The 13,302-nt window shown below is 67.4% G+C and carries 12 protein-coding genes; 4 read left to right on the plus strand and 8 right to left on the minus strand.

Translation table 11 applies throughout. The features are described 5' to 3' along the window. The 6 genes from kdpC to pyrE form a co-directional block, all read right to left on the minus strand. A complete protein-coding gene (kdpC, locus tag QRO95_RS00430; protein WP_121505155.1) occupies positions 1-651 on the minus strand; it encodes a potassium-transporting ATPase subunit KdpC in 651 nt (216 codons plus the stop codon). After that, positions 648-2,705, minus strand: a complete 2,058-nt coding sequence (gene kdpB, locus QRO95_RS00435; protein ID WP_197616047.1) for a potassium-transporting ATPase subunit KdpB — start codon at positions 2,703-2,705, stop codon at positions 648-650. Before kdpB ends, kdpC begins: the two co-directional genes overlap by 4 nt. A 10-nt stretch (positions 2,706-2,715) precedes the next feature. Then, entirely contained in the window at positions 2,716-4,425 is a 1,710-nt protein-coding gene (gene kdpA / locus QRO95_RS00440) for a potassium-transporting ATPase subunit KdpA (RefSeq protein ID WP_197616048.1), read from the minus strand. A 12-nt stretch (positions 4,426-4,437) separates the two neighbouring features. Further along, positions 4,438-4,530 carry a potassium-transporting ATPase subunit F gene (locus QRO95_RS00445; RefSeq protein WP_005407770.1) on the minus strand — a complete coding sequence of 31 codons (93 nt, stop codon included), beginning with the start codon at positions 4,528-4,530 and terminating at the stop codon, positions 4,438-4,440. A 174-nt stretch (positions 4,531-4,704) separates the two neighbouring features. Next, positions 4,705-5,358, minus strand: a complete 654-nt coding sequence (locus tag QRO95_RS00450; RefSeq protein ID WP_032128443.1) for a hypothetical protein — start codon at positions 5,356-5,358, stop codon at positions 4,705-4,707. Between the two features lie 19 nt (positions 5,359-5,377). Next, a complete protein-coding gene (gene pyrE / locus QRO95_RS00455) occupies positions 5,378-6,037 on the minus strand; it encodes an orotate phosphoribosyltransferase (protein ID WP_010486876.1) in 660 nt (219 codons plus the stop codon). Positions 6,038-6,199: 162 nt separating this feature from the next. Between pyrE and QRO95_RS00460 the strand changes: the two genes are divergently transcribed. From QRO95_RS00460 to QRO95_RS00470, 3 genes are all read left to right on the plus strand, one after another. Continuing rightward, positions 6,200-7,000, plus strand: a complete 801-nt coding sequence (locus QRO95_RS00460) for an exodeoxyribonuclease III (protein WP_032128444.1) — start codon at positions 6,200-6,202, stop codon at positions 6,998-7,000. Then, complete coding sequence (locus QRO95_RS00465; protein WP_032128445.1) at positions 6,997-8,370, plus strand: AmpG family muropeptide MFS transporter; 1,374 nt, start codon at positions 6,997-6,999, stop codon at positions 8,368-8,370. The genes QRO95_RS00460 and QRO95_RS00465 overlap by 4 nt, the downstream gene beginning before the upstream one ends. A 78-nt stretch (positions 8,371-8,448) precedes the next feature. Further along, a complete protein-coding gene (locus QRO95_RS00470) occupies positions 8,449-8,679 on the plus strand; it encodes a hypothetical protein (RefSeq protein ID WP_285301470.1) in 231 nt (76 codons plus the stop codon). A gap of 70 nt (positions 8,680-8,749) precedes the next feature. Here the strand turns inward: QRO95_RS00470 and QRO95_RS00475 are convergent, their stop codons facing one another. Together QRO95_RS00475 and QRO95_RS00480 are read right to left on the minus strand one after the other, a co-directional pair. Continuing rightward, positions 8,750-9,877 (minus strand): anhydro-N-acetylmuramic acid kinase, encoded by a 1,128-nt coding sequence (locus tag QRO95_RS00475; protein WP_197616049.1) that lies wholly within the window; start codon positions 9,875-9,877, stop codon positions 8,750-8,752. Between the two features lie 65 nt (positions 9,878-9,942). Further along, positions 9,943-11,415, minus strand: coding sequence for a peptidoglycan DD-metalloendopeptidase family protein (locus QRO95_RS00480; RefSeq protein WP_032128447.1), 1,473 nt, complete (start codon positions 11,413-11,415; stop codon positions 9,943-9,945). Between the two features lie 167 nt (positions 11,416-11,582). Here QRO95_RS00480 and tyrS point away from each other — a divergent pair, with 167 nt between their 5' ends. Beyond that, positions 11,583-12,794, plus strand: a complete 1,212-nt coding sequence (gene tyrS / locus QRO95_RS00485) for a tyrosine--tRNA ligase (RefSeq protein WP_134951770.1) — start codon at positions 11,583-11,585, stop codon at positions 12,792-12,794. Positions 12,795-13,302 lie beyond the last annotated feature (508 nt).

Here is a 13,302-nt window from a genome sequence, read left to right on the forward strand (position 1 = left end):
TCACGGTGCCTTGGCCGCGTGGTCCAGCGCGAAGTTCAGCGTCACCACGTTCACCCGCGGCTGGCCGAACAGGCCCCACTGGCGCCCTTCGGTATGCGCCTGCACCAGTGCCTGCACGCGCTCCACCGGCAGGCCGCGGGCACGTGCCACGCGTGCCACCTGCAGGCGTGCCGCCGCCGGCGACAGCTGCGGATCCAGGCCGCCGGCGGACTGGGTGACCAGGTCCGCTGGCACCTGCGCCGGGGCGACACCTTCGCGCGCGGCCACTGTAGCCGTGCTGGCGGCAACACGCTCGGCCAGGGCCGGGTTGCTGCGCGCCATGTTGGAACCGGCCGCGGCCATGGGGTCGTAGTTGGCTGCCGACGGACGTGCCTGGAAGTAGCCGTCACCGGTGAACGGCTGCGACAGCCATGCCGAGCCGCGTACCTGGCCGTTGCCATCGCGCAGCAGGCTGCCCTCGGCCTGGGTCGGGTAGGCCAGGCCGGCAAAACCGGTGGCGATACCGGCGTAGACCGCACCGGCCAGCAGCAGGGTGGCCAGGCCCAGGCCGATCGCCGGGCGCCAGCTGGCGCCGTCCTGCAGGCTGGCCACGCGGGCCTCGGCTTTTGCTTCGCGGGACAGGGAGGTGGAGGTGGAAGCGGAACGGTTCATGCGCCGAATACCAGGACAAGAAGGAGGTCAATTACCTTGATCGCTGCGAACGGCAGCAGCACGCCGCCGAGGCCGTACACCAGCATGTTCCGGCGCAGCAGTGCGGTTGCAGTGGCCGGGCGGAAGCGCACGCCACGCAGGGCGAGCGGGATCAGGGCGGGAATCACCAGGGCGTTGAAGATCAGCGCTGCCAGCACCGCATTGCGCGGGCTCGACAGCTGCATCACGTTCAAGGCGGCCATGGTCGGAACGGCCGCGGCGAACAGCGCCGGCAGGATCGCGAAGTACTTGGAGACGTCGTTGGCCAGCGAGAAGGTGGTCAGCGCGCCGCGGGTGATCAGCTGCTGCTTGCCTACTTCCACCACCGCCAGCAGCTTGGCCGGGTCCGAATCGAGGTCGACCATGTTGCCGGCCTCCTTCGCCGCCTGCGTACCGGAGTTCATCGCCAGACCGATGTCGGCCTGGGCCAGCGCCGGCGCGTCATTGGTGCCATCGCCGACCATCGCCACCAGGCGGCCACCGGCCTGCTCCTGGCGGATGCGTGCCAGCTTGTCTTCCGGGCGGGCCTCGGCGATGTAGTCGTCGACACCGGCTTCGGCAGCGATCGCGGCGGCGGTCAGCGGGTTGTCGCCGGTGATCATCACCGTGCGGATACCCATCGCCCGCAGCTGCGCGAACTTCTCGCGCATGCCGTGCTTGACCACGTCCGACAGCTCGATCACGCCCAGCACATGGCGGCCCTCGGCCACCACCAGCGGGGTGGCTCCATTGCGCGCGACCTGCTCGACGCGCCCGGCCAGTTCCGCCGGCACGTTGCCGCCCAGCGCCTGCACGTGGGCACGGATCGCATCGGCGGCACCCTTGCGGATCTGCCGCCCATGTTCCAGGTCCACGCCGGACATGCGGGTCTGCGCACTGAACGCCAGGTACTCGGCGTGGTCCGGTTCGGCGGTAGCGCAGCCCTGTTCGCGCGCCAGGCGCACGATCGACTTGCCTTCCGGGGTCGGGTCGGCCAGCGAAGACAGCAGTGCGGCCTCGCGCAGCTGGCTGGCATCGATGCCGGCCAGCGGATGGAAGTGGCTGGCCTGGCGGTCGCCGTAGGTGATGGTGCCGGTCTTGTCCAGCAGCAGCACGTCGACGTCGCCGGCCACCTCCACCGCCTTGCCCGACTTGGCCAGCACGTTGGCGGCCAGCGCACGGTTCATGCCGGCGATGCCGATGGCCGGCAGCAGGCCGCCGATGGTGGTCGGGATCAGGCACACCAGCAGCGCGATCAGCAGCAGCGGATCGACCTGCACGCCCACGGCCGCGCCGATCGCCGGCAGCGTTGCCACCACCACCAGGAAGGTCAGCGTCATCGCCGCCAGCAGCAGGGTCAGCGCGATCTCGTTCGGGGTCTTCTGGCGGTTGGCGCCTTCCACCAGCGCGATCATCCGGTCCAGGAAGCTGTGGCCCGGTTCGGCGGTCACCCGCACGATGATCTGGTCGGACAGCACCTTGGTGCCGCCGATCACGCCGGAGCGGTCGGTACCGGCCTCGCGCAGCACCGGCGCCGATTCGCCGGTCACCGCCGCTTCGTTGATGGTGGCCAGGCCCTGCACGATCTCGCCATCGGCCGGCACCAGCTCACCGGCGCTGACGATCACGTGGTCGCCGGGGCGCAGTTCGGCGGCCGGTACCTGGGTTTCGGCGGCACCCGGCTGCGGTGCCGCCAGCCGGCGCGCCACCAGGTCCTGGCGGGCACGCCGCAGCGACGCGGCCTGGCCACGGCCACGCGCTTCCGCTACGGCTTCGGCGAAGTTGCCGAACAGCACGGTCACCAGCAGGATCGCGGTCACCGCCAGGCCGAAGCCCAGCGGCGCGTTGCCGGTCAGGGTGACGATCGCGGCGACGATCGTGCCGGCCATCACCACCGCCATCACCGGGCTGCGCACCAGATGCATCGGCGACAGCTTGAGAACCGCTTCGACCAGCGCACGGCGCAGGCCGGCGCCATCCAGCAGGGCAGGGCGCGCTGCGTGGGTATTACGGGTTGAGCTTGCTTGGGTACTCATCAGGGTGTCCTTAGTGCAGTCCCAGGCTCAGGTGGTCGGCGATCGGGCCGAGTACCAGCGCCGGCATGAACTGCAGCACGGTCAGGATGACGATCACCGAGACCAGGGTCAGGGCGAAGGTCGGGGTTTCGATCTGCAGGCTGCCGGCAGACTCCGGGGCCTGGCGCTTGGCAGCCAGCTGTGCGGCCACCACCAGCGGAATGATCAGCAGCGGGAAGCGGCCCAGCAGCAGTACCAGCGAGCAGCTCAGGTTCCACCACAGCGTGGCGTCGCCCAGCCCTTCGAAGCCCGAGCCGTTGTTGGCGTAGGCCGAGACGTACTCGTAGAAGACCTGGCTGATGCCATGGAAGCCGGGGTTGGAGGTGCCCGCCAGGCCGGGTACGGCCAGGGTGATCGCAGTGAACACCAGCAGGGTGATCGGCTGCAGCAGCACCAGCAGGGCCAGCAGGCGCACCTGTGGCGTCTCCAGCTTGCGGCCGAACAGTTCCGGCGTGCGCCCGGTCATCAACCCGGCCAGGAACACACCCAGCAGCAGATAGACGATGAACTGCTGCAGGCCACAGCCGATGCCGCCCCAGATCGCGCTGACCAGCATGTTGACCATCGCGATGCCACCGCTCAGCGGCGCCAGCGAATCGTGCATGCCGTTGACCGAGCCATTGGATACCTGGGTGGTCACCGCCGCCCACAGCGCGGTGCCATCGGCGCCGAAGCGCACTTCCTTGCCTTCCATCAGCAGCGGCGTGGTGGCGCTGGCGCTATGTCCTTCGCTCCACATCATCGCGCCGGTGGAAAGCAGCGACATGCCCAGCATGCAGCTGAACACCAGGGCGCCGAAGCGACGTCGGCCGGTGAACGCACCGATCATGAAGATCACTGCCATCGGCACCAACAGGATGCCGACGATTTCCAGCGCGTTCGACAGCGGGGTCGGGTTCTCCAGCGGGAAGCTGCTGTTCGGGCCGTACCAGCCGCCGCCGTTGGCGCCCAGCTGCTTGGCTGCGACCATCGCCGCGACCGGGCCCAGCGGCAGCTTCTGTTCGGCCATGCCGGCGCTGGCGTCGATCGGCGTGGCCTGCGGCCCACCGGTCATCGTCGACGGCACGCCCTGGCTGGTCAGCAGCAGGGTCCACACCAGGCATAGCGGCAGCAGGAAGCGCACGCACAGGCGCACCACGTCCACGTAGTAGTTGCCCACCGCCACCTGGCGGTCATCACCGGTACCCGTCGCCGCCGCAGCCTGCGGCGCACGCGAGAACAACGCCCGCAGCGTCGCCACTGCCAGCGCCAGGCCCATCATCGGCGTGACCACCTGCAGGCCGGTGATGCCCGTCATCTGCGAGAGGTAGGACAGCTGCGCCTGACCCGAATAGTGCTGCTGGTTGGTGTTGGTCAGGAACGAGATCATCGTGTGCAGCGCGGTGTCCCAGCGCATGTTCGGGATCTGGTCCGGATTCAGCGGCAACCAGGCCTGCGTCATGAACACCGCCTGGGTCAGTACCGCGACCACCACGTTGCTCAGCACGAAGGCCAGCACGTAGCCGCGCCAGGACATCGAGCGCGACGGATCGACCCCGAACACCCTGTACAGCGGTTTCTCGATCCAGTGGAACAGCACGTCGACCTTCATCGGCGTGCCACGCATCACGCGGGCCAGGTACAGGCCCAGCGGCCACGCCAGCAGCAGGCTGGCGGCAATAATCACAAGCATCTCAGTCATGGCCGGCTCCGCTCAGAACGACTCGGGCCGCAGCACGACATAAAGGAGATAGGCGGCGGCGACCAGCACCAGCACGCCACACAACAACGACAGCCAGGGGGACATTGCAATAGCGTCCTGGTGGAACCCCTCCACCTCAGGCCGTCATCGTCGTCCTGCCGCCCATAAACGCACTACGCGCCGGACCGGGCCGACGCGTAAAGAGTGCATAAATTCCGTGGTCCGATCCGTAACCAGGCCCTGGGTAGCGCCGGGCCATGCCCGGCGACGGGAGCGTGGTCAGCCCGCCGGCACCAGCCCCTTCAGCTCGCGATAGCGTTGCAGGGTGCTGTCGATCTCGGCCTTCAACGCCTGCTGCTGCTGCAGGAATCCGGCTTGCAGCCGTTGCTGCGACTGCAGTTGCACGTGCCGCTGGCGGATCGCCTCGGCCTGCTTGTCGGCCACCTTGCCACCGGCCAGTTCGCGGTCACCTGCGGCCGCCAGCAGCGCCACCAGCGACTCACGCAGGCTGGTGACGTTGTACTCGGCGGTCTTCAGGTTGTTGTCCAGCACTTCCTGGCGCTCGGCGAACACCCGGCGCAGGTCGTCCTCGCTGCCATAGGTGGTCAGCATCGCCTGCTCGGTGCGCTGGCGGGTCTGCGCGGCCATCAGGTCCAGCTGCTGCTGCGCCGCCTCCGTGCTGGCGGCGGCGCGCTCTTCGTCGGTCAACGCGCGCTGGACCTGCGCATTGCGCAGGCCGCTCTTCGCGTTGAACTCCTCGCGGGCATGGTTGACCGCGTCGGCCGGCAGCGAATCACTGCAGATCCGCTCCTTGCCCTCGTTCCAGCAGTACAGCTTCTTTTCCGTCTTGCCGCTGTCGCGCGACTGCGCCGGTACGGTGAACGGCACGGCCAGCAGCAGGCCGGCAAAGAGCACAGCAGGAACTCGGGACATGACCTTTCCCCTGGGTCGGTCAGCGGATCGAACGGACGCCGTACTGGGCCCGGTAGGCTTCCAGCGGCTGCCGGTAACCCACAAGTTCCGGGTTGCCGGAGGCGAAATCAAGCAGGTCGGCCAGCGACGCCACGGCGATCACCGGAATGCCGGCTTCCTCGGCCACCGACTGCGCCGCCGAACGGCGATCGGTTTCCGAAGCGATCTCCTGGCGGTCCAGTGCCACCACGATGCCGGCCGGGGTGCCACCGGCGGCGCGGATGATGCCCAGCGCTTCGCGGATCGCGGTACCCGCAGTGATCACGTCATCGACGATCAGTACGCGCTTGCCGTTCATGTCGGCGCCGATCAGCTGGCCGCCTTCACCGTGGTCCTTGGCTTCCTTGCGGTTGAACGACAGCGGCAGGTCACGGCCACGCTGGGCCAGCTCGCAGGCCATCGCGGTGGCCAGCGGAATGCCCTTGTAGGCGGGGCCGAACACCACGTCGTACTTGATCCCGGTGGCATCGATGGCATCGGCGTAGCAGGCGCCGAGCTGCGACAGCAGCGAACCGGAGTCGAAACGACCGGCGTTGAAGAAATAGGGGCTCAGCCGGCCGGACTTGAGGGTGAACTGGCCGAAGCGCAGGGCGTCGGCGGTCAGGGCCAGCTGCAGGAAACGGTGGCGGTGGTCGCTCATCAAAACTCGATTCATCTTCATTTGGAGCACAAATCCTAATCCAGCTGGGCGTTTCGCGCTCGTCCGGGGCCCTGTGAAGGGTGTCGCGGCCCGGCCTGGCGGACTGCGCAGCCCCGCAGGCAACCGGTATGCTTGCCCGGTTTCCCGCCGCAGGTCCCCCGCATGCGCATCATCAGTTTCAACGCCAATGGCATCCGCTCCGCCGCAACCAAGGGCTTCCTCGACTGGTTCCGGTCCCAGGACGCCGACGTCCTGTGCATCCAGGAGACCAAGGCCCAGGAAGACCAGCTGACCGACCCGATGTTCCGCCCGGACGGCCACCACTGCTTCTACCGCGACGCCATCACCAAGAAGGGCTACAGCGGCGTGGCGATCTACAGCAAGCGCGAGCCGGACCAGGTGATCACCTCGCTCGGCTGGGCCCCGTTCGACGACGAAGGCCGCTACATCGAGGCGCGCTACGGCAACCTCAGCGTGGTCTCCTTCTATATCCCGTCGGGCAGCTCGGGCGACCTGCGCCAGGGCTTCAAGTTCGAAGTGATGGAATGGCTGCGGCCGATCCTCGAGGAATGGGCGCGCAGCGGCCGCGACTACGTGCTGTGCGGCGACTGGAACATCGTGCGTTCGGCGCTGGACATCAAGAACTGGAAGTCCAACCAGAAGAACTCCGGCTGCCTGCCGGAAGAGCGCGACTGGCTCAATGCCCTGTGCGCCGACCATGGCCAGGCCACCGATGTCGCCGCCGGCCGTGGCTGGGCTGACGCCTACCGCCTGCTCAACCCCACCGGCGAGGACTACACCTGGTGGAGCAACCGCGGCGCTGCCCGCGCCAACAACGTCGGTTGGCGCATCGACTACCAGTTCATCACCCCGGGCCTGCGTGACCGCCTGCGCAGCTGCTCGATCTACCGCGACGAGCGCTTCTCCGACCACGCGCCGTTCATCGTGGACTACGACCTGTGACCGAGGCTGCCAAGCCGCGTCGGCCGTGGCAGCAGGTGGTGTCCAACCTGAGCCAGCGCAAGGTGCTGGCGATGCTGCTGCTCGGCTTCAGTTCCGGCCTGCCGATCTATCTGGTGGGCAACACGCTCGGCTTCTGGATGCGCAAGGAAGGCATCGAGCTGAGCACGATCGGTTTCCTGTCATGGGTCGGGCTGGCCTACACCATGAAGTTCCTGTGGGCGCCGATCGTCGATAAGACCGACGTGCCTCTGTTCGGTCGCTTTGGCCGCCGCCGTGGCTGGATGCTGCTGTCGCAGCTGGTCGTGGTGGTGGGCCTGGTCGGCATGGCGCTGGTCCAGCCCAAGGGGGGCCAGATCCAGTTCCTGGGTATCGCCTGGCAGCACATCGTCGTGTTCGGCGTGATGGCCGTGATCGTGGCGTTTGCTTCGGCCACCCAGGACATCGTCATCGATGCCTGGCGCATTGAAAGTGCTGACAACAGCGAGCAGCTGGGCCTGCTGACCTCATCCTCGGCGCTTGGCTATCGCACCGCATTGCTGGTCACCGATGCGCTGATCCTGATCATCGCGGCCCGTGTCGGCTGGCAGGTCTCGTACGAGATCATGGCCGTCCTCATGGCGCTTGGCGTGGTGGCCGTGGTCATGGCCCGTGAGCCCGCGCGGGAAGTGGCTGCCGTGCAGGCTCAGGCGACCTCGCTGTGGACGCCGCGGGGCCTGTTCGACGCCGTGGCGGGGCCGTTCATCGCCTTCGTCCGCGAGCATCGTAGTGGTGCGATCCTGATCCTGGTGGCCATCAGCGTCTATCGCATGGCCGACTTCGTCATGGGGCCGATGGCCAACCCGTTCTACGTCGATCTCGGCCTGGACGAGGACACCGTTGGCGCTGTACGTGGCTCGGTGGGCCTGGTCGCGACCTTCGTCGGCATTGCTGCGGCGGGCCTGGTCTCGGTGCGCTGGGGCGTGCTGGCGGCGCTGATGGTGGGTGCCGTGCTGGGTCCGGCCTCCAACCTGGCGTTTGCCTGGCTGGCCTATTCGGGCCCGGACACCACCCATTTCGCGGTGGCCATGGCAATCGACAACTTCGCCAGCGGTTTCGCCGGTACGGCGCTGATCGCCTACATGTCGAGCCTGACCAGCATCGGATACACCGCAACCCAGTACGCGCTGCTGAGTTCGTTCTACGCGATGCCCGGCAAGGCGCTCAAGGGGCTCTCGGGGTGGTCGGTACAGACGCTCGCACAGGGCCGGACGCTGCTGGAAGGCTACGCGCTGTTCTTCGTCGGTACCGCGCTGGTGGCGATCCCGGTGGTGATCCTCTGCGCCCTGCTGATCCTGCAGCAGCGTCGTCGCCAGGCCGCAAGCGCCACCTGATTGCCTGCCCGCCCGGTCTGCGGGATCATCGCCCCCGACGCGCCGAGGGGGCGGTGCCTTGCGAACGGGGAAGTGAGCATGGCCGACGTTGTGCTGCGGGACCTGGACCCGCTGCTGCTGGAACGTATCCGACGTGTCGTGGTTGCCCGCGGCTGGACCCACGAACAGACCTGCGCCGCCTTGCTGGAGCAGGGCCTGTTCAGCAGTGAACTGGAGGTCCGCTCCGGCTTCGGCGATCCCGAAGTGGACGCGCTCTCCGACGCCATCGCCGCCCTGCAGGCCCTGCCCGCAGGGCAGGGCTTCGATTAGTGCCCATGTAGCGTCGAGCCACGCTCGACCGCCGTTCCCGGTAGATCCACGCCATGCGTGGATGACCACCTCACGCCAGATGTATCGCCCCCAGGATCCGCGGCCCCGTCGCCCCGGTCACGCTCGGCAGGTTGCCGGCCAGCCCGTCCATCGTCCGCTGCGCCAGCCAGGCGAAGCCCATCGCTTCCACGTACTCCGGGTCCAGCCCATGCACCGCGCTGGACTCCACCTGCACCCCCGGCAGCCGTGCAGCCAGCCGCTTCATCAGCTGCCGGTTGCGCACCCCGCCGCCGCACACCAGCAGGCGCCGGGTCTGCGGCTGCTGCGCCAGCAGCGCATCGGCCACCGTTGCCACGGTCAGCTCCAGCAGGGTGGCCTGCACATCGGCGGCAGCGTACTGGCCTTCGCCCATGTGGGCCTCGGCCCAGGCTAGGTGGAACTGCTCACGGCCTGTGCTCTTCGGCGGCGGCAGCGCGAACCACGGCTCCGAACGCCAACCCGCCAGCAGGCTCTCGTCCACCGCGCCACTGGCGGCATACGCGCCGTCGGCATCAAAGGTGCGGCCGGTGTGGCGCTGGCACCAGGCATCCATCAGCGCGTTGGCCGGGCCGGTATCGAAGCCACGCACCGCGCCTTCGCGCGGGATCAGGGTCAGGTTGGCGATGCCGCCCAGGTTCAGCACCGCGCGGTCTTCGTCGGCGGTGCCGAGCATGCCGAGGTGGAAGGCTGGCATCAGCGGCGCCCCATGGCCCCCGGCCGCCACGTCGCGGCGGCGGAAGTCAGAGACCGTGGTGATCCCGGTCAGCTCGGCGATGCGGTTGCCGTCGCCCAGCTGCACGGTGAAGGCGGGGTTGGCCAGCGGACGATGGCGCACGGTCTGGCCGTGCGAGCCGATCGCGCGCACCTGGCTGCGGTCCACCCCGGCCTCGGCCAGCAGTTGATTGGCGGCTTCAGCGAAGCTGATCGCGATCCGCGCGTCCAGTTCGCCCAGCTCCTCCAGCGAGTCCAGCGGGCCCCCTTCGCCCAGTGCCACCAGCCGCGCCCGCAGCACCGGCTCCCAGCGGGCGGTCAGGCCATGCACGAAGCGGCAGCCAGCGCCGCTGGGGAACTGCACCAGCGCGGCATCGATGCCATCGGCGCTGGTGCCCGACATCAGGCCAAGGTACAGGGGGGCGTCAGCGTCGACAGTTGTGTTCATGGCAGGCATAAAAAAAGGACGCGGCAAGCTTGGGCTGCCGCGTCCTTCTTCGTCAACGCAGGGGCTCAGCCGCGCTTGCGGCCGGTTGCCTGTTTGTCCTTGGCGCTGGCAACCTCGGGGGCGGCCTCGTCGCGGCTGGTCGGTGCCGGGCTGGCGTCGGCGTAGATCAGCTTCTCCATGCCCTGGATGCGCGCCATCGCCGGTGCGGTCTGCGCGCGGAAGGCGACCAGCTCGGCGCCCTTCAGCGGCTCCGGCGGCGGCATGGTCACGGTCAGCGGGTTGCGGTGCTCGCCGTTGACGCGGAATTCGTAGTGCAGGTGCGGGCCGGTCGCCAGGCCGGTCGAGCCGACATAGCCGATCACCGTGCCCTGGGCCACGCGCTGGCCGGTCTTGATGTTCGCAAAGCGCGACATGTGGCCGTACAGGGTGGTGTGGCCGCGGCCGTGGTCGAGGATCACCACGTTGCCGTAGCCGCGCTGCACCCCGGCGAACTGCACGCGGGCGTCGCCGGCGGCCATGATCGGGGTGCCGGTGCGCGCGGCGTAGTCCACGCCCTTGTGCATGCGCATCTTGCCCAGCACCGGGTGCTTGCGCGCGCCAAAGGTCGAGCTCAGCCGTGCGAACGGGATCGGCATGCGGATGAAGCTCTTCTTCAGCGAACGGCCGTTGATGTCGTAGTACTCGGACTTGCCGTTGCGGTCGAAGCGGAAGCCGGAATAGGTCTTGCCACCGGTGGTGAAGGTCGCCGCCAGGATCTTGCTGGTGTCCACCTTCTCGCCTTCGCGCCAGGTTTCATCCATCACCACGCTGAAGCGGTCGCCCGGCTGCAGGTCCTTCGAGAAGTCGATGTCGTACTTGAAGATGTCGTCGGTCATCGTCGCGATCGCCGACGGCGACAGCCCGGCGCGCCTGGCCGCGGCATACAGCGAGCTGGTGATCTCGCCGCTGGTGACCACCGTGCGCGTGGAGGTCTCGCGTTTGGTCACCTTCTCCTTGATGTCATCGCCGGCCAGGCTCAGTTCCACCCGGTTGTCGGCATCACGGTCGAAGCGGATGCTGCGCAGGTCACCGGACAGCGGCATGTCGAAGGCGATCTCGGCACCCGGGCGCAGCTTGGTCAGCGCCTCACGCGCACCTGGGTGGTCCAGTACCCGGTGCAGGGTGGTGGCCGGAATGCCGGCCTTGTCGAACAGGTCGCTCAGGGTCTGGCCGCGCTGCACCCGCAGCACCTGCCAGCTGTCTCCGGGCACCTGCTGCTGGCGGGCCATGGTCAGCGGCGGCAACGGCAGCGCCAGGCTGGTGTGGCTGTCGGCGAAGGGCGCGTCGATGGTGTGCGAGAAGCCGGGGACGATGGTCGCCACCAGGGCGCCGATGGTCGCGAACAGGCTGGCATGCATCCAATGACGGCGGGTCCAGCGCTCATTGAAGGCGGCGGGAAGATGTTGCCTGAGCTTCCGATGCAGGGCGTTGTCGTGCAGGACGTGGAGGCGTTCCTGGAAGCGCTGCTTGCGTGCGCGCCCTTGTTCGGAATTGTGCATCGGCGGTTTTTTCCTGGCAGCCCGGGAGCGCGGGCCTGATCGCCGGTTACCATAGACACCTGAGAAAACCGCGTCAAACCCTTGTGCCCATTGGCTTTTGTGAAGCCAATCGGGTTAACTTTGCTTTAACACCCCACACAAGAATCGGCGTTGCCGGGAGTAGTCACGTGTCCTCGATTGAAGAAGCCCTTGCCCTGATCGGCCGTGGTGCCGACGAGATCCTCAAGCTCGAGGATCTGCGTGCGCGCCTGCAGGAAGGCCGCCCGCTGCGGATCAAGGCCGGCTTCGACCCCACCGCGCCCGACCTGCACCTGGGCCATACGGTGCTGCTGAACAAGATGCGCCAGTTCCAGGACCTCGGCCACCAGGTCATTTTCCTGATCGGCGACTTCACCGGCATGATCGGCGACCCGTCCGGCAAGAGCCTGACCCGCAAGCCGCTCAGCAAGGACGACGTGCTGGCCAATGCCCGTACCTATGAAGAGCAGGTATTCAAGGTGCTGGACCGCAACCGCACCGAAGTCCGCTTCAACTCGGAGTGGTTCGGCAAGATGGGCGCCGCCGACATGATCCGCCTGGCCGGCCAGCACACCGTGGCGCGCATGCTCGAGCGCGACGACTTCGCCAAGCGCTATGCCGCCCAGCAGTCCATCGCCATCCACGAGTTCCTGTACCCGCTGGTGCAGGGCTACGACTCGGTGGCCCTGGAAGCGGACGTCGAGCTCGGCGGTACCGACCAGAAGTTCAACCTGCTGATGGGCCGTGGCCTGCAGGAACACCACGGCCAGAAACCGCAGGTGGTGCTGACCATGCCGCTGCTGGAAGGCCTGGACGGCGTCAACAAGATGTCCAAGTCGCTGGGCAACTACATTGGTATCAGCGAACCGGCCATCGACATCGTCACCAAGACCATGAAGGTGGACGACACCCTGATGTGGCGCTGGATCGAGCTGCTGTCCTTCGACATCAGCCAGGCCGAAGCCGTACAGCTGCGCGAGCAGGTGGCCAATGGCGGCCTGAACCCGCGCGTGGTCAAGCTGCGCCTGGCGCGTGAACTGGCCACCCGCTTCCACGACGCCGCGGCGGCCGAGCAGGCCATTGCCGGCTGGGAAGCGGCGGTGACCGGGCAGGGCGACATCACCCAGCTGCCGCTGCAGGACGTGGCGATCCCGGCCGAAGGCCTGCGTATCGCCGCACTGCTGACCGCGGCCGGCCTGACCCCGAGCAACTCCGAAGCCAACCGCAAGCTCAAGGAGCGCGCGGTGAAGGTGGACGGTGAAGTGGTCGAAGACGGCCAGCAGGTGCTGCAGCCGGGCTTCGAAGGCCTGCTGCAGGTCGGCAAGCGCACCTTCGCCCGCGTGCGCCTGGTCGCTGCCTGAGACAAAGGAAGGGCCGGCGCAGCCGGCCCTTCCTTTTGTAGAGTCGAGCGCTGCTCGACTGCTCTTGCTCTTCGCGGGGTCCTCCCGCAGCGGGATGGATGAACGGATGCAACATCCGTTGAAAAAAATCGCCACACCCCCTTCACAAATGATGCGAATGGGGACATACTTCTCCTCCCCCGTCGCAGGGGTCGCCACCAAGGGGCTTCAGCGACAACAGGGCGCCCACCACCGCCGAACGAGATGATCGAACGAAGGTGTTGACGGACTGAAAAAGTCTGGCATAATGGGCGGCTCGCTACGAAGGAAACTTCGCGGCACACGGGAACGGCGCTGAGGCCACTTCCCCGGATCTTTGAAAGTATGCGCAGGTATCTTGTGAAGGCGCCTGCAGGAAGGATGATTGTCCATCTTGCAGACGTTTGATCAAGCAACTATTAATTGTTTTAAAGCAAGCGATACGTTGCCAGAATCAATCATCTGCAGCTTTAAATTTTGATCTTCGGAT

The sequence above is a fragment of the Stenotrophomonas maltophilia group sp. Smal13 genome, assembly GCF_030236855.1.
In the GTDB taxonomy this organism is placed as follows: domain Bacteria; phylum Pseudomonadota; class Gammaproteobacteria; order Xanthomonadales; family Xanthomonadaceae; genus Stenotrophomonas; species Stenotrophomonas maltophilia_A.